The sequence below is a fragment of the Proteus vulgaris genome (assembly GCF_016239305.1).
Classification (GTDB): domain Bacteria; phylum Pseudomonadota; class Gammaproteobacteria; order Enterobacterales; family Enterobacteriaceae; genus Proteus; species Proteus vulgaris_C.
Window position 1 is genome coordinate 146302 of the sequence record NZ_JAEHOQ010000007.1, and the last position, 16230, is coordinate 162531.

Consider the following 16230-nt stretch of genomic DNA (forward strand, 5'->3'; position numbering starts at 1 on the left):
GGTCAGTAAGTGAAGTCAAATGGGATGAAAAGAAAAAAACGTACCCCGTTTCGAGATTATACTGCGGAATCAAGATTGTTTATCCGCCGTGTGATCGTCGCATTTTCAGTAATTATTATATTAAGTGGTGTTTTGGTTTTTAACCTCAATCACTTACAAATCGCTCGCCATGACGATTATCAAACACGTTCAAATGATAACCGAATTAAACTCGTCCCAATTGCACCTAGTCGTGGCATTATTTACGATCGTAAAGGGATCCCTCTTGCGCTCAACCGTACTATCTACCAGTTAGAAGTCGTACCTGAAAAGGTAACAAACTTACAAGAAACGCTTGAAAGTTTAAGAGAAGTTGTTGACTTAACTGATGAAGATATCGCAGCTTTTGAAAAAGAACGTAAGCGCTCTCGTCGATTTAGTTCTATTCCCTTAAAAACCACACTTAGCCAAGTGCAAGTCGCGCGTTTTGCTATCAATCAATATCGTTATCCAGGCTTAGAAATCAAAGGTTATCAACGCCGTTATTATCCTTATGGTTCAGCATTAACACATGTAATTGGTTATGTTGCAAAAATTAACGATAAAGATGTTGAACGCCTTGATAAAGAAGGTTTATCACCTAACTACGCAGCTACTCATGATATTGGTAAATTAGGTATTGAACGTTATTATGAGTCTGTATTACACGGAACAACTGGCTATGAAGAAGTTGAAGTTAATAGCCGTGGTCGCGTTATTCGCCAATTACACGAACAACCACCACAAGCAGGTAAAGATATTTACCTTACCGTTGATCTTGAATTACAGACCTATATTGAAACATTACTTACCACAAGCCGAGCTGCTGTTGTCGTGACTGACCCACGTAATGGTGAAATTTTAGCCCTTGTCTCAAATCCAAGTTATGATCCGAACTTATTTGTGGGCGGTATTTCTAATACTGATTATCAAGGATTACTAAATAACCCTGATAGACCACTAATAAATAGAACAACACAAGGCCTTTATCCTCCAGCTTCAACAGTTAAACCCTTTATGTCTGTTGCTGCATTAAGTGAAGGGGTTATCACCGCGAATACGACTATCCACGATCCTGGCTGGTGGCAACTTCCTGGCTCTGAAAAACGCTATCGTGACTGGAAACGCTGGGGGCATGGTAAACTCAACGTTACCAAGTCCATTGTTGAGTCTGCGGATACATTTTTCTACCAAGTTGCTTATGATATGGGAATCGATCGTATCTCAACTTGGATGAGTCGCTTTGGCTATGGCGAATACACAGGAATTGATCTATCTGAAGAGCGTAATGGCATCATGCCAACGCGTGAGTGGAAACAGCAACGTTATAAAAAACCTTGGTATCAAGGTGACACGATCCCAGTAGGGATTGGCCAAGGTTATTGGACAGCAACGCCAATTCAAATGGCTAAAGCTTTAATGACATTGATTAATGATGGCCAAGTTAAAACCCCTCACCTACTTTACGGTACAAAACTTGGTAATGAGATGTTGCCTTATGTTGATACTGAAACACGTCAAATTGGTGATATTAACTCTGGCTATTGGGAATTAGCAAAACATGGTATGTATGGTGTGGCTAACTTCCCTAATGGTACAGGCCGCCGAAGTTTTGCTGATGCTCCTTATAAAGTGGCAGCCAAATCAGGAACTGCACAGGTGTTTAGTTACGAAACCTACAATGCGAGCCAATTGGCTGAACATCTTCGTGACCACAAACTGATGATTGCCTTTGCGCCTTATGATAAGCCGACAGTTGCTATAGCAATTATTTTAGAAAATGGTGGTGCCGGCCCTTCTGTCGGTGATATTACAAGACAAATTCTTGACCATATTCTCCTAGGTGATAACAACACAGTGTTACCTGATTCGCCACCAGCTCCACGCGGTTCAGAGGAATAATCATTATGACTGAAAATAATAAGAAAAAATCCTTCTGGACTCGAGTCCATATCGACCCTTTATTCTTGCTCTGTATTATTGCTTTATTGGGATACAGCGCATTTATTATGTGGAGTGCAAGTGGCCAAGATCCCGAAATGATGCAACGTAAATTAGGTCAGATTGGAATGGGTTTTATGATCATGATAGTCATGGCTCAAATTCCACCGCGAGTCTATGAAAGCTGGGCTCCACATCTCTATTTCTTTTGCGTTATCTTGCTTATTCTTGTTGATGTCTTTGGTCAAATAAGTAAAGGTGCTCAGCGTTGGCTAGATTTAGGTATTGTACGTTTTCAACCTTCAGAAATCGCTAAAATTGCTGTGCCATTAATGGTAGCACGATTTATGAACCGAGATGTCTGCCCCCCTACATTGCGTAATACAGCCATTGCGTTGGTACTTATTTTTGTTCCAACGTTATTAGTTGCAGCACAGCCCGATTTAGGAACATCCATTCTTGTTGCTGCATCAGGTTTATTTGTTCTTTTTCTTGCGGGAATGAGCTGGCGTCTTATCACTGTAGCTATAGTTCTTGTTGCTGCTTTTATCCCCATACTCTGGTTTTTCCTTATGCATGATTACCAACAAGCTCGGGTAATGATGCTACTTGACCCAGAATCTGATCCACTTGGCGCCGGATATCATATCATCCAATCTAAAATTGCCATTGGTTCTGGTGGATTACATGGAAAAGGATGGTTACAAGGCACGCAATCTCAATTAGAATTCTTACCAGAGCGCCATACAGACTTTATATTTGCTGTATTGGCTGAAGAACTCGGATTAATTGGTGTTTTGATACTACTAGCTCTTTATATACTCTTAATTGCGCGAGGCCTATACCTTGCAACGAAAGCACAAAATACATTTGGTAGAGTAATGATTGGCGGGTTAATGCTAATCTTCTTTGTCTATGTCTTTGTCAACATAGGAATGGTGAGTGGTATTCTTCCTGTTGTAGGTGTTCCGTTACCGCTAATGAGTTATGGAGGCTCTGCCCTAATTGTCTTAATGGCAGGATTTGGCATTGTTATGTCTATTCATACACACCGAAAACTATTATCGAAAAGTTTATAATGAGGTTTCTATGCGTCTGCAATGGGTTTTGATAGGTATCAGTACATTGCTACTTTCAGGGTGTGTTGTTGATAAACCAAACACTAATAAACAGCCAACACCATTACCCAATGTGCCAGCTCAACGTGTTCTCGGTGCTGAACCTCGTTACGAGCCTTATCACCCAACGGCAAACCAAGATTACCGAAAAAATGGTGTGGTCTATCGTATTGTGACTGATCCTGCAAACTTTAGTGAGCGAGGAGAAGCTATTGTTTATGATAGCTTAGCCATGAGTCGTTTAACGACTATTGGTGAACGTATCAATCCCTATGAATTTGCAGCAGCACATCCCACATTACCCATTCCAAGTTATGTAAAAATTACAAACTTACTCAATGGGCGCACAATGGTTGTCAGGATCAATGACCGTGGCCCTTACGTCAATGGTAAACAAATCCAAGTTACTCCCGCTGTTTCTGATAGTTTGCGTTTAATGCCAACAACACCATTGCAAATTGAAGGAATTGTCGTCGATCAAAATGGCCATATGAGTGGTATTGGTACACATGGAGCTCAAATTGAGAAGAAAACAACAGCCTTACCTGAACGCCCTAATTTTAATGCTCAACCAGCAACCTCTGCGCCATTAACAATATCAGCACCTGTTAATATGCCAATTGAGCCACTAGCACAACCGGAAGCAAAAATTCCAGCTCCAGCTCCAGCTCCAGCTCCAGCTCCAGCTCCAGCTCCAGCTCCAGCTCCAGCTCCAGCTCCAGCTCCAGCTCCAGCTCCAGCTCCAGCTCCAGTATTACTATCAAAATCTATAGCGCAAGGCTTTTATGTACAAGTTGGCGCACTCAGTAACGAAAATAATGCTCAGTTTTGGCTCAATGATTTATCGTCATCATTTGGTACTCAAGGCGTGATTAATAAAACAGATGGGCTATATAAAGTACAACTCGGCCCTTATTCCTCAAAAGATCAAGCTGAAGCAATAAAAAACAAGCTGAAACAAGTTAAAGATATCTCTGGGTTTATTATTACTCAATAAAAGTAAGATGACGTAAAATCCTTTTTATATCAGCAAATTCAAGCGTAGAATCGCCTGGTTTTGCTGATATTTTATTTATCAGCCCCTATTTTTCCTTGAATTTTCGGATTAAACAAACAGAATGAAACAGACACTCCCAGCTAAATTACTAAGAACGAGCCTATTAAGTGCCACTTTTGCTTTATTGACGGTAACGCATCAAAGCCTGGCTGATGATTCGCTAAAAACAATGATACCCGCTGTTCCTAATATAGAAGCAGAATCTTATATTCTTATTGATTATAATTCTGGGAAAGTGCTGGCTGAAATGAATGCTGATGTTCGTCGTGATCCTGCGAGTTTAACCAAAATGATGACCAGTTATGTTATTGGACAATCTATTCGCGCAGGTAAAATTACTAATAATGATATCGTGCCAATTGGTGAAGAAGCATGGGCAACGGGCAACCCTGTTTTTCGTGGTTCCTCTTTAATGTTCTTAAAACCTGGCGACCAAGTTACTGTCGCACAATTAACCCGTGGCATTAATTTGCAATCAGGTAACGATGCTTGTGTGGCAATGGCCTCTTATGTCGCAGGTAGCCAAGATACATTTGTCACCATGATGAACGATTACGTTAAACGCCTCGGTTTAAAAAACACCCAATTTCAAACAGTTCATGGACTTGATGCACCAGGGCAATATAGCTCTGCTCGTGATATGGCGTTAATTGGTGTAGCATTAATTCGTGATGTACCTGACGAATATGCCATCTACAAAGAAAAAGAGTATACCTATAACAATATCCGCCAAACAAACCGAAATGGGTTATTATGGGATAGCAGTTTAAATGTGGATGGTATCAAAACAGGGCACACTGCATCCGCAGGTTATAACTTAGTTGCCTCTGCAACCGAAGGCAATATGCGCTTAATTTCAGTGGTAATGGGTGGACATTCATCTAAAGGTCGTGATGCTGAAAGTAAAAAATTACTGACTTGGGGCTTTCGCTTCTTTGAAACAGTAAAACCACTGCAAGTAGGTAAAGAGTTTGCTGCTGAACCAATTTGGTACGGTGAAACAGATAAAGTGCAATTAGGCGTAGATAAAGATGTTTATTTAACTATTCCTCGTGGTCGTTTAAAAGACTTAAAAGCAAGCTATATACTTGATAATGTAGAATTACATGCCCCAGTCACTAAAAACCAAGTTGTCGGAACCATTAATTTCCAACTTGATGGGCAAATTATTGAACAACGTCCGCTCGTGGTGATGAATGAAGTAAAAGAAGGTGGCTTTTTTAGTCGCATTATCGATTACATCAAATTATTATTTTCACACTGGTTTAGCTAAGACTTGAAAAAGGTAAATGTGACCACATATAACTTACATATAGATATTGGCATAAACACATTTACCATTCCCCTATTTACCCTAATTACCAGTATCGCATTCCTTATTAATTAAGGAATGCGCTTTTTATTTGTCAAGATTAGGTGTAGATATAGATAATTAAAACAACAGTATCTGTTGTCTTAAGGAATTACATTATGATGAAAACAAAATTAAATGAACTGCTAGAGTTCCCATGCTCTTTCACTTATAAAGTGATGGGTCATGCAAAACCAGAATTAGTCGATCAAGTCGTTGAAGTTATTCAACGCCACGCACCCGGTGATTATACCCCTTCTGTAAAACCAAGCAGTAAAGGTAATTACCATTCGGTTTCTATTACGATCAATGCAACACATATCGATCAAGTAGAAACACTGTATAAAGAGTTAGGTGAGCTTGAACTAGTTCGTATGGTTCTATAGTCCCTTCATTTAAAATGATAACTTTTTCAAAAGCGCCTTTTTCTCAGGCGCTTTTTCTTATCTTAATACCTTTCATTTATCTCTCCTCTTCGGAAAAAAAACATCTCAATCTGGTAGTTCATTTACTAGGGCGTTATACTGCTCTTCACAATTACGCTACAAATGAAGATTTTCACGGTGCAAGACAAAACAATCATTATTCGCCAATTAGGTGTGAAACCCTACTTACCGGTTTCTGATTCTATGCATCAGTTTACGGAAAAACGGGAAAGTCATACGCCTGATGAAATATGGCTCGTTCAACATGAACAAGTTTTTACTCAAGGCCAAGCAGGTAAAGCTGAACACTTATTAAACACAGGAACTATTCCTGTTATTCAATCTGATCGTGGCGGTCAGGTGACCTATCATGGCCCTGGTCAACAAGTCATGTATGTTTTAGTGGATTTAAAACGTAACCATATTGGTGTTCGCCAATTAGTCACTGCACTTGAAAATACCGTTATTGATACGCTAGCAGAATTTAATGTAGAAGCCTATGCTCGCGCTGATGCACCAGGCGTATATGTGAAAGGCGATAAAATCTGTTCATTAGGGTTACGCATTCGTAAAGGTTGCTCCTTTCATGGCTTAGCCCTCAATATCGATATGGATTTATCCCCTTTTGCACGAATAAATCCTTGTGGTTATTCTGATCTGAAAATGACACAGTTAATTGATTTTGCTCCTAATACGACAACGACACAGGTAGCACCATTATTAGTTAAGCATTTTTGTACACAACTAGGATTCCAACCACAGTAATAAAAATGCTATAATTTTTTTAACATTTGTCATTTTTTTTTAAAACCCTGATTACCTCAGTCACATCGTGTTAATCACTCTAGATAACTGGAACTGGCACAATTATGAGTAAACCTATTCAGATGGAACGCGGAGTTAAATATCGCGACGCCGATAAAATGGCACTTATTCCTGTTAAAACAGTCGCTACAGAACGAGAACAACTGCTACGCAAACCTGATTGGATGAAAATAAAGCTGCCCGCTGATTCAAGTAAAATTCAGGGCATCAAAGCTGCAATGCGTAAAAATGGTCTTCATTCTGTATGTGAAGAGGCATCTTGCCCTAACCTTGCAGAGTGTTTTAATCACGGAACGGCAACTTTTATGATCTTGGGTGCAATTTGTACACGTCGTTGCCCATTTTGCGATGTAGCACATGGTCGACCAAATGCTCCCGACCCACAAGAGCCAGAGAAACTCGCACAAACCATTAAAGATATGGGATTACGCTATGTCGTTATCACCTCAGTAGACCGTGATGACTTACGTGATGGTGGTGCTCAGCATTTTGCAGATTGTATCGCAGCTATTCGTGCAAAGAATCCCACTATTCGTATTGAAACACTAGTGCCTGATTTCCGTGGTCGTATGGATAAAGCACTTGAGATCCTTACAGATACCCCACCAGATGTCTTTAACCATAACTTAGAGAATGTGCCTCGCGTTTATCGTCAAGTCCGTCCTGGTGCTAACTATCAGTGGTCATTGACGCTATTAGAACGCTTTAAGCAAGCACACCCTGATATTCCAACAAAATCAGGTCTGATGGTAGGTCTTGGGGAAACCAACGAAGAAATTATTGACGTTATGCGTGATCTGCGTAAACATGGGGTAACGATGTTGACATTAGGGCAATATTTACAGCCAAGTCGTCACCATCTTCCTGTTCAACGCTACGTCAGTCCTGACGAGTTTGAATATATGAAAGAACAAGCACTTGCAATGGGCTTTACCCATGCAGCTTGTGGGCCGTTTGTTCGCTCATCTTATCATGCCGACCTTCAAGCTCAGGGGATTGAGGTTAAATAACAATTAATCTCTCATGCTTAACATTGCAATTGCTGTATTTATAGGTGGTGGTTTAGGTAGCGTACTACGTTGGCTGATTAGCTACCGCCTAAATTCTATTTTTCCTCATTTTGCCACAGGCACCTTAGTTGCTAACTGTATTGGTGCATTTATTATTGCCTTTGGTATCGCTTGGTTTAGCAAAGCACCACATATTGATCCTATTTGGAAAATTATGCTAACAACAGGCTTTTGTGGCGGTCTGACAACTTTTTCAACCTTTTCGGTTGAAGTGGTTGCACTCTTGACGGAAGGGAAAATTGGGTGGGCATTAAGCACCATGGGGGCTAACTTAGCTGGCTCATTTTTAATGACTGCATTTGCATTTTGGTTATTACGTGAAATGTAATATTAGATGCGTAACAACCTATTTAATAATAGGTTTAGCTATATAAAACATAAAAACCCGTTAAAAACGGGTTTTTACTGTCTCAAAGAAGTCGTTAATTAGATAGCGACAACGTTTGCAGCAGATGGCCCTTTCGCGCCGTCAGTAACTTCAAACTCTACTTTTTGACCTTCAGCAAGGGTTTTAAAGCCTTCTGATGTAATAGCGGAAAAGTGTACAAATACATCTTTGCTGCCATCTTCTGGAGTGATAAAACCAAAACCTTTAGTTTCGTTAAACCACTTAACGTTACCTTTTAATTTAGACATCAAGTTTACCTTTAAAATAGAAAATAAACGCAAGCGTTTTGCGTTGGCTATAGTAAAACAAAAATGATGATTCCCTGTCCACAGTCTAGATCACGAAACTCACATTTTTTTTCTGCCAAATGATTAATATTCAGACAAATCCCATGACTTAACGCATAGTTCACTTAAGAAACAATACTTAATACTTACCATCTGAACTATTCATCAATCTCTATTTTTTCATGTTGAAGTAGCCAACGCTTAATATCTAACCCACCAGTGTAGCCAACTAACTTACCGTTATGACCAATAACACGATGGCAAGGAATAATTAAAGAAATCGGATTTCGTGAGTTTGCCATTCCGACCGCCCTGCAATAATTGACTGAACCTAATGTAAGTGCCAATTTTTTGTAACTCCAAATTTCACCATAAGGGATCGTTTGTAATGATTTCCAAACTCGACTTTGAAATTCTGTTCCTTCTGGCGCCAATGGCACAGAAAAGGTGGTACGTTTATCCGCAAAATACTCTTTTAGTTGTTTTATACATTGATTAATTACAGGACTTGAATTCACAGCAACATCTTTGTCATTTACAAAATAGAGGCTGGTGATCCCTTTTTCATTGGCTGTAATAGAAATATAAGGTTTTGGGAAGCCAACAGGTGCATCGAGATAGTCTTGGTACATAATATTTTCTCTGCTGATTTGTCTGTAACGCTAAGAGTAAATCATGCTTGATTGATAAAGCAATCATCTAATTACTTGTATATCTAATAAAAATAGATCAATAGAGCGATCGAAAAATAAAATTAGTGCGCTAACTGTTTAATTTTAATGATAATCATTATCAAAACAGAAAAACACCATATATTGTATGGTTGAAAATAAATAACTCTATATATAGTATTTAAGTACTTCTCATTATGGATGTGAAAACAGACGCATCCATATTTTTATAAGGGTTATTTTTATGTCTGTTATCCTCTATACCAAACCGAATTGCGTTCAATGTAGTGCCACCGAACGCGCATTAAAACAGAAAAATATTCCGTTTGTTGCCGTTGATCTCACCCAAAATACACAAGCCTTAGCTCAAATTGTCTCTATGGGATATCGCCAAGTTCCTGTTGTTGTTCATGGTGACCAACATTGGTCGGGTTTTTGCCCTGATAAGATAAGACAGATTACGCTTTAAAGGAGCCTTTCATGCAAACTGCACCTTTGATCTATTTTTCAAGTCGCTCAGAAAACTGCCATCGCTTTGTACAAAAGCTCCATTTACAGGCGACGAGGATTATTGAAGATGAAATATTACTTGCAACACAACCATTTGTGTTACTTTGCCCTACTTATGGTGGTGGCGGTACTAAAGGTGCAGTTCCTAAAGCGGTTATTCAGTTTTTAAATATTCCTGAAAACCGTCAATTAATACGCGGTGTTATTGCTTCTGGAAATACAAATTTTGGTGTGGCTTATGGATTGGCTGGCGACATCATTGCACAAAAATGCCAAATCCCTTTTTTATATCGATTTGAGCTATTAGGCACACCAGAAGATGTAAAACGTGTAAAAACTGGTTTAAGTACGTTTTGGTCAAACCTAGCAGACCAATGCGTCACGAGATAATTAACATGACACAATCAATAGAACAACTCGATTACCATGCCTTAAACGCCATGCTAAATCTGTATGATGAGCAAGGTAATATTCAGTTTGATAAAGACAAACTAGCAACACATCATTTTTTTCGTCAACATGTAAATCAAAACACGGTATTTTTTCATGATCTAAAAGAAAAACTCGAGTTTTTAGTACAACAACACTATTACGAAGCTCAAGTATTAGAACAATACGAATTTGCCTTTATCAAACAGCTATTCAAACATGCTTATAGCAAAAAATTTCGCTTTCAATCTTTTTTAGGTGCTTTTAAATACTATACCAGTTACACCTTAAAAACCTTTGATGGCGAACGTTACCTTGAACGCTATGAAGATCGCGTCTGCATGGTAGCGCTCACCCTTGCACAAGGTGATACCAATCTTGCCACTCATCTCGTTGATGAAATTATTAGTGGTCGTTTCCAGCCCGCTACACCAACTTTCCTAAATTGTGGAAAACAACAGCGTGGTGAATTGGTTTCCTGCTTTCTATTGCGTATAGAAGATAATATGGAATCTATCGGTCGATCAGTCAATTCCGCATTACAGCTCTCTAAACGTGGAGGGGGTGTCGCCTTTCTACTCACTAATTTACGTGAAGCAGGTGCCCCCATTAAACGTATAGAGAATCAATCTTCTGGCGTTGTTCCGGTTATGAAAATGCTTGAAGATGCATTTTCCTACGCAAACCAATTAGGTGCAAGACAAGGCGCTGGTGCTGTTTATCTTCATGCTCACCATCCTGATATTTATCATTTTCTTGATACCAAAAGAGAAAATGCAGACGAAAAAGTCAGAATCAAAACCCTCTCTTTAGGCGTAGTGATCCCAGATATCACATTCGAATTAGCGAAACGCAATGAAGATATGTATCTCTTCTCACCTTATGATGTAGAACGTGTTTATGGCGTACCTATGTCAGAAATCAGTATTAGCGAAAAATACAGTGAGATGGTGAATAACGCACAAATTCGTAAAAAGAAAATTAAAGCGAGAGAGTTCTTTCAAACCTTAGCCGAAATTCAATTTGAGTCTGGCTATCCTTATATCATGTTTGAAGATGCGGTAAACCGCGCAAATCCTATCGCGGGTAGAATTAATATGAGCAATCTCTGCTCTGAAATTTTACAAGTCAACAGCGCTAGTGAATATCACCCAGATTTAAGCTATCGCCATATTGGTCATGACATCAGTTGTAACTTAGGTTCTATGAATATTGCTATGGCAATGGACTCCCCTAACTTTGCACATACCGTCAGCACTGCAATTAGGGCATTGAGTAATGTCTCTGAAATGACAAAAATTGAGTCTGTTCCTTCTATTGAAAAAGGCAATCTCGCTTCTCATGCGATTGGCTTAGGACAAATGAATTTGCATGGCTATTTAGCGCGTGAAAGAATTTATTACGGCTCTGAAGAAGCATTAGATTTTACCAATATCTATTTTTATACTGTCACTTATTATGCGTTATTAGCTTCAAACCAATTAGCTATTGAAAAGAAACAACACTTTAAAGGTTTTGAAAACTCAAAATACGCAACAGGTGAATACTTTAATAAGTATGTATCACAACAATGGCTACCAAAAACACAAAAAGTCCACCAGTTGTTTAGCCAATCCAATATCCATATTCCAACACAAGAAGATTGGAAAACACTCAAGCAGTCTATTATGACGCATGGGATTTATAACCAAAACTTACAAGCAATACCACCTACTGGGTCTATCTCCTATATAAATCATTCCACATCAAGCATTCATCCTATTGCAGCACCAATAGAAATTAGGAAAGAAGGCAAGATTGGACGAGTTTATTATCCAGCCCCATTTATGACTAATGAAAATCGCCAATATTATCAAGATGCGTATGAGATCGGGGCTGAAAAGATTATTGATACCTATGCAGAAGCTTCACAACATATCGATCAAGGCTTATCACTGACGTTATTCTTTTCTGATGAAGCCACAACAAGAGATATTAACAAAGCACAAATTTATGCCTGGCGTAAAGGAATTAAAACCTTGTATTACATTCGTATCCGACAATCCGCATTAGCAGGCACTGAAATAAAAGGCTGTGTTTCGTGCGCACTTTAATAATTACAATAAGGAGAACATAGCATGTCATCACCTGTATTAAGTCATGTTAATGCGATTAACTGGAATCGTATTGAAGACGAAAAAGATTTAGAGGTTTGGAACCGTTTAACCATGAATTTTTGGTTACCTGAAAAAATTCCACTCTCTAATGACATTCCTTCATGGAATACATTAACTCAAGCCGAAAAACAGCTCACGATCCGTGTTTTTACTGGATTAACATTACTGGATACGATCCAAAATACAGTAGGTGCGCCAACATTGATGCCCGATGCACTGACACCACATGAAGAAGCGGTGTTATCCAACATCTGTTTTATGGAAGCAGTTCATGCTCGCTCTTACAGTTCGATATTTTCCACACTCTGTTTAACAACAGATGTTGACGAGGCATATCGTTGGAGTGAGGAAAACTCTTATCTACAAAAGAAAGCAGATATTATTCTGCGCTATTATCAAGACAGTGATCCTTTAAAGAAAAAAATTGCTAGTGTATTTTTAGAATCCTTTTTATTTTACTCTGGATTCTATTTACCTATGTATTGGTCAAGCAGAGGAAAGTTAACCAATACAGCCGATTTAATTCGTCTCATTATTCGTGATGAAGCCGTTCATGGTTATTATATTGGCTATAAATTTCAAAATCAGTTATTAAATAAATCCGAATTAGAGAAACAGGATATTAAAGATTTTGCATTCTCATTATTATTGGATTTATATGATAATGAAGTTAAATATACTGAAGATCTTTATGATACTGTTGGTTGGACTGAAGATGTAAAAAAATTCCTTCATTATAATGCAAATAAAGCATTAATGAATTTAGGTTATGAAGCCTTATTCCCTGATGAAATAACAGATGTTAGCGCTGCAATTCTTTCATCATTATCACCAGATGCTAATGAAAATCACGATTTCTTTTCTGGCTCTGGTTCATCCTATGTTATTGGAAAAACTATTAATACCGAAGATGATGATTGGGATTTTTAAAACGAAGTAACACAATTAAATGTATTAGAGACGACACAATACATTCAATTTGATTATGTATTTCACACTTCACATAATGCACTGAAAAATAAAGATTATTTTTTAGTGCGCTTTTATTTGTTCAATAAAGCACCTAATTGTATGATTTTTACCGTTCGATTTATTAAAACAATCAATTTTTTACGAATTATTTTAGCTTACTTTAAATATCCAAACCGATAACAACCCAAAAATCATTATATTTTCTAATGTATATGGATTTTTTTTCATTTATTTTTCCTTGTTTTTTTCCTCAATTAAGTTATTTAATGACCCTTTCTATTGATATCCTAATCAAAATAATAATACCTTTAAAAATAACTGTATTTCAGCAAGTTAAAAGAAATATTATCTTTTAATAAAAAAAATTTATTTCACTTTATTTAATTATTAATCATTATAAAAACAACCAAAAAACACCCCTGTTTTTTAGTTAATTATAATTAACATAGGGTTGTCAGGCGCAATCATTGTGTTAGGGTATTTCCCTTACTAAAAATCTCATTTAGGAAAATAACAATACTGCTTTAATTAAATTTAATTTATTCCTTTCATTATTTAAATAGGAAATAATATATTGCATGGCAATTAAACTCGAAGTAAAAAATCTCTATAAAGTATTTGGCGAGCATCCAAAACGAGCCTTTGAATTATTAAAGTCTGGTATGAATAAAGATCAGATTTTTGATAAAACAGGTTTAACCGTAGGTGTGCAAAATGCAAATCTGGCAATTGAAGAAGGCGAAATATTTGTCATCATGGGATTATCTGGTTCAGGTAAATCCACCCTAGTCCGCCTTCTCAATCGTCTGATCTCTCCTACAAAGGGAGAGGTGCTTATTGATGGTGAAAATATTGCCACTATGTCTGATAAAGAATTACGACAAGTTCGACGTAAAAAAATCAGTATGGTGTTTCAGTCATTCGCCTTAATGCCACATATGAATGTGCTTGATAACACATCTTTTGGAATGGATCTCGCTGGATTAAGCAAAGATGAGCGTTATAAAAAGGCAATGGATGCGTTAGAACAAGTCAATCTAGGTAGCTATGCTAACTCTTGGCCTGATGAGCTTTCTGGTGGGATGCGTCAACGTATTGGTCTGGCTCGCGCTCTTGCCAATGATCCCGATATCTTGTTAATGGATGAGGCTTTTTCAGCACTTGACCCATTAATTCGTACTGAGATGCAAGATGAATTATTGAGCTTACAAGGCGATAAACAACGTACTATTGTGTTTATTTCTCATGATCTCGATGAAGCAATGCGTATTGGTGATCGTATTGCCATTATGCAAGGCGGGGTCGTCGTCCAAATCGGCACACCGGATGAGATACTAAATAATCCGGCTAATGATTATGTACGCACATTCTTCCGTGGGGTTGATATTAGCCACGTATTTAGTGCAAAAGATATTGCCAAACGTCGCCCTGAAACCTTATTGCATATTGCTCCTGGTTTCGGCCCTCGTTCAGCATTAAAAGTGCTTGAAGATGAAGATAGAAATTTTGGTTATCTCATTGAACGAGGTAAGAAGTTTATTGGTATTGTTTCTGTGAACTCTCTTGAAGAAGCTCTAAAAAATAAACAACCTATTGAATCAGCCATTTTATCCGAACCTTGCGCTATTAATGGTGATACACCATTAAATGAGCTGATTTCAACTGTTGCACAATCTCCCTGTGCTATTCCTGTTATTGATGAAAAAAACCGCTATATCGGTTTAATTTCTAAAGGAATGTTACTACAAGCACTGGATAAGGAGACGCCAAATGAGTAATACAACAAGTCAAGATACTGTTTTAGATACAAATATCGAAGAAACCGCGACAAATGAGACCGCACAAGAAACAACCCATAGCGTAAATGATGATCCTTGGGCTACAACCGATACCAGTACAACAGAAAATGATCCTTGGAGCAGTGCTGACAGTTCATCAGCAGATGCCGATCCATGGGGAGCTGGTAGTGGTAGTGAAGGTATTGATACATCATCCGCAGGGAGTGATTGGCTAGATGCAACACCTACTGATGTTGCTCCAGACTCTTTTAATCTTATGGATCCCTTTCACAATACGCTGATCCCTTTGGATTCATGGGTTACCGAAGCAATTGACTGGGTTGTATTGCACTTTCGTCCTGTGTTCCAAGGTATTCGTGTCCCCGTTGATTTTGTGTTAAGTGGCTTTGAAAATTTCTTAACCTCAATGCCTGCACCTGTTGCCATTATTTTATTTTCACTGATTGCATGGCAACTCTCAGGCAAAGTGATGGGTATCACTTCGTTTATTTCATTGATATTGATTGGTGCGATTGGCGCTTGGTCTGAAGCAATGGTTACGCTTGCTTTAGTACTAACTTCCCTACTGTTCTGTCTGATAATCGGACTCCCCTTGGGGATATGGCTTGCCAATAGTGATAAGGCATCAAAAATTGTCCGGCCTTTGCTTGACGCAATGCAAACCACCCCTGCATTCGTTTACTTAGTGCCTATCGTAATGCTATTTGGGATTGGTAATGTACCAGGTGTTGTAGTCACTATTATTTTTGCTTTACCTCCTATTGTGAGACTGACCATTTTAGGGATCAAACAAGTTCCTGAAGATTTAATTGAAGCAGCTCAATCATTCGGAGCAAACCCACGACAAATGTTGTTTAAAGTACAGTTACCACTCGCTATGCCTACGATTATGGCTGGTGTAAACCAAACCTTGATGTTAGCACTTTCAATGGTTGTTATTGCATCAATGATAGCCGTCGGTGGGTTAGGTCAAATGGTATTGCGTGGCATTGGTCGCCTTGATATGGGACTTGCTGCTGTAGGGGGTGCCGGTATTGTTATTCTCGCGATTATTCTTGACCGATTAACACAATCCTTGGGTCAGAATAGCCGTCATAAAGGCAACCGATGCTGGTATATGACAGGCCCTATTGGCTTAATTTGCCGACTATTTGGCAAAAAAGCATCGTAATAAATATTATTAATTAAAAATCTATAAAGAACATAACGTTCA

16 protein-coding genes are annotated in these 16230 nt (G+C 38.4%); 14 read left to right on the forward strand and 2 right to left on the reverse strand.

The window, feature by feature from the left end:
- The first annotated feature begins 24 nt into the window (after nt 1-24).
- From mrdA to crcB, 8 genes are all read left to right on the forward strand, one after another.
- Complete coding sequence (gene mrdA / locus JEP40_RS07310) at nt 25-1920, forward strand: peptidoglycan DD-transpeptidase MrdA (protein ID WP_198623015.1); 1896 nt, start codon at nt 25-27, stop codon at nt 1918-1920.
- 5 nt (nt 1921-1925) lie between these two features.
- The gene (gene mrdB, locus JEP40_RS07315; protein WP_198623016.1) at nt 1926-3038 is read left to right on the forward strand and encodes a peptidoglycan glycosyltransferase MrdB; all 1113 of its coding nucleotides are present in this window, start codon (nt 1926-1928) and stop codon (nt 3036-3038) included.
- A gap of 10 nt (nt 3039-3048) precedes the next feature.
- On the forward strand, nt 3049-4074 hold the full coding sequence (rlpA, locus tag JEP40_RS07320; RefSeq protein WP_198623017.1) for an endolytic peptidoglycan transglycosylase RlpA: 1026 nt from the start codon (nt 3049-3051) through the stop codon (nt 4072-4074).
- A gap of 121 nt (nt 4075-4195) precedes the next feature.
- Nucleotides 4196-5407, forward strand: coding sequence for a D-alanyl-D-alanine carboxypeptidase DacA (gene dacA / locus JEP40_RS07325; RefSeq protein WP_198623018.1), 1212 nt, complete (start codon nt 4196-4198; stop codon nt 5405-5407).
- Between the two features lie 200 nt (nt 5408-5607).
- Entirely contained in the window at nt 5608-5871 is a 264-nt protein-coding gene (ybeD, locus tag JEP40_RS07330) for a DUF493 family protein YbeD (RefSeq protein ID WP_036912266.1), read from the forward strand.
- A 162-nt stretch (nt 5872-6033) separates the two neighbouring features.
- Nucleotides 6034-6675: a lipoyl(octanoyl) transferase LipB gene (gene lipB / locus JEP40_RS07335; protein WP_198623019.1), complete on the forward strand. Its 642-nt coding sequence runs from the start codon at nt 6034-6036 to the stop codon at nt 6673-6675.
- 104 nt (nt 6676-6779) lie between these two features.
- A complete protein-coding gene (gene lipA, locus JEP40_RS07340; protein WP_075671558.1) occupies nt 6780-7745 on the forward strand; it encodes a lipoyl synthase in 966 nt (321 codons plus the stop codon).
- A gap of 13 nt (nt 7746-7758) precedes the next feature.
- On the forward strand, nt 7759-8133 hold the full coding sequence (gene crcB / locus JEP40_RS07345; protein WP_198623020.1) for a fluoride efflux transporter CrcB: 375 nt from the start codon (nt 7759-7761) through the stop codon (nt 8131-8133).
- 98 nt (nt 8134-8231) lie between these two features.
- Here the strand turns inward: crcB and cspE are convergent, their stop codons facing one another.
- Nucleotides 8232-8441: a transcription antiterminator/RNA stability regulator CspE gene (cspE, locus tag JEP40_RS07350; protein WP_023581133.1), complete on the reverse strand. Its 210-nt coding sequence runs from the start codon at nt 8439-8441 to the stop codon at nt 8232-8234.
- A gap of 197 nt (nt 8442-8638) precedes the next feature.
- The gene (locus tag JEP40_RS07355; protein ID WP_198623021.1) at nt 8639-9112 is read right to left on the reverse strand and encodes a methylated-DNA--[protein]-cysteine S-methyltransferase; all 474 of its coding nucleotides are present in this window, start codon (nt 9110-9112) and stop codon (nt 8639-8641) included.
- 283 nt (nt 9113-9395) lie between these two features.
- Here JEP40_RS07355 and JEP40_RS07360 point away from each other — a divergent pair, with 283 nt between their 5' ends.
- The 6 genes from JEP40_RS07360 to proW all read left to right on the forward strand — a co-directional run bounded on the left by JEP40_RS07360 (nt 9396) and on the right by proW (nt 16188).
- Nucleotides 9396-9620 carry a glutaredoxin family protein gene (locus JEP40_RS07360; protein WP_198623022.1) on the forward strand — a complete coding sequence of 75 codons (225 nt, stop codon included), beginning with the start codon at nt 9396-9398 and terminating at the stop codon, nt 9618-9620.
- A gap of 11 nt (nt 9621-9631) precedes the next feature.
- On the forward strand, nt 9632-10051 hold the full coding sequence (gene nrdI, locus JEP40_RS07365; RefSeq protein WP_198623023.1) for a class Ib ribonucleoside-diphosphate reductase assembly flavoprotein NrdI: 420 nt from the start codon (nt 9632-9634) through the stop codon (nt 10049-10051).
- Between the two features lie 5 nt (nt 10052-10056).
- Nucleotides 10057-12183, forward strand: coding sequence for a class 1b ribonucleoside-diphosphate reductase subunit alpha (gene nrdE, locus JEP40_RS07370; RefSeq protein ID WP_198623024.1), 2127 nt, complete (start codon nt 10057-10059; stop codon nt 12181-12183).
- Nucleotides 12184-12207: 24 nt separating this feature from the next.
- Nucleotides 12208-13176, forward strand: coding sequence for a class 1b ribonucleoside-diphosphate reductase subunit beta (gene nrdF, locus JEP40_RS07375; protein ID WP_198623025.1), 969 nt, complete (start codon nt 12208-12210; stop codon nt 13174-13176).
- 620 nt (nt 13177-13796) lie between these two features.
- Nucleotides 13797-14996 (forward strand): glycine betaine/L-proline ABC transporter ATP-binding protein ProV, encoded by a 1200-nt coding sequence (gene proV / locus JEP40_RS07380; protein WP_198623026.1) that lies wholly within the window; start codon nt 13797-13799, stop codon nt 14994-14996.
- On the forward strand, nt 14989-16188 hold the full coding sequence (gene proW / locus JEP40_RS07385) for a glycine betaine/L-proline ABC transporter permease ProW (protein ID WP_198623027.1): 1200 nt from the start codon (nt 14989-14991) through the stop codon (nt 16186-16188). The genes proV and proW overlap by 8 nt, the downstream gene beginning before the upstream one ends.
- Nucleotides 16189-16230 lie beyond the last annotated feature (42 nt).

Bases quoted from the DNA above. Each gene is read 5' to 3' on its own strand.
- mrdB (WP_198623016.1), top strand. From the start codon at position 1,926: ATGACTGAAAATAATAAGAAAAAATCCTTCTGGACTCGAGTCCATATC.
- mrdA (WP_198623015.1), top strand. From the start codon at position 25: ATGAAAAGAAAAAAACGTACCCCGTTTCGAGATTATACTGCGGAATCA.
- ybeD (WP_036912266.1), top strand. From the start codon at position 5,608: ATGAAAACAAAATTAAATGAACTGCTAGAGTTCCCATGCTCTTTCACT.
- nrdE (WP_198623024.1), top strand. From the start codon at position 10,057: ATGACACAATCAATAGAACAACTCGATTACCATGCCTTAAACGCCATG.
- dacA (WP_198623018.1), top strand. From the start codon at position 4,196: ATGAAACAGACACTCCCAGCTAAATTACTAAGAACGAGCCTATTAAGT.
- nrdF (WP_198623025.1), top strand. From the start codon at position 12,208: ATGTCATCACCTGTATTAAGTCATGTTAATGCGATTAACTGGAATCGT.
- lipB (WP_198623019.1), top strand. From the start codon at position 6,034: ATGAAGATTTTCACGGTGCAAGACAAAACAATCATTATTCGCCAATTA.
- proW (WP_198623027.1), top strand. From the start codon at position 14,989: ATGAGTAATACAACAAGTCAAGATACTGTTTTAGATACAAATATCGAA.
- proV (WP_198623026.1), top strand. From the start codon at position 13,797: ATGGCAATTAAACTCGAAGTAAAAAATCTCTATAAAGTATTTGGCGAG.
- JEP40_RS07360 (WP_198623022.1), top strand. From the start codon at position 9,396: ATGTCTGTTATCCTCTATACCAAACCGAATTGCGTTCAATGTAGTGCC.
- nrdI (WP_198623023.1), top strand. From the start codon at position 9,632: ATGCAAACTGCACCTTTGATCTATTTTTCAAGTCGCTCAGAAAACTGC.
- crcB (WP_198623020.1), top strand. From the start codon at position 7,759: ATGCTTAACATTGCAATTGCTGTATTTATAGGTGGTGGTTTAGGTAGC.
- cspE (WP_023581133.1), bottom strand. From the start codon at position 8,441: ATGTCTAAATTAAAAGGTAACGTTAAGTGGTTTAACGAAACTAAAGGT.
- rlpA (WP_198623017.1), top strand. From the start codon at position 3,049: ATGCGTCTGCAATGGGTTTTGATAGGTATCAGTACATTGCTACTTTCA.
- JEP40_RS07355 (WP_198623021.1), bottom strand. From the start codon at position 9,112: ATGTACCAAGACTATCTCGATGCACCTGTTGGCTTCCCAAAACCTTAT.
- lipA (WP_075671558.1), top strand. From the start codon at position 6,780: ATGAGTAAACCTATTCAGATGGAACGCGGAGTTAAATATCGCGACGCC.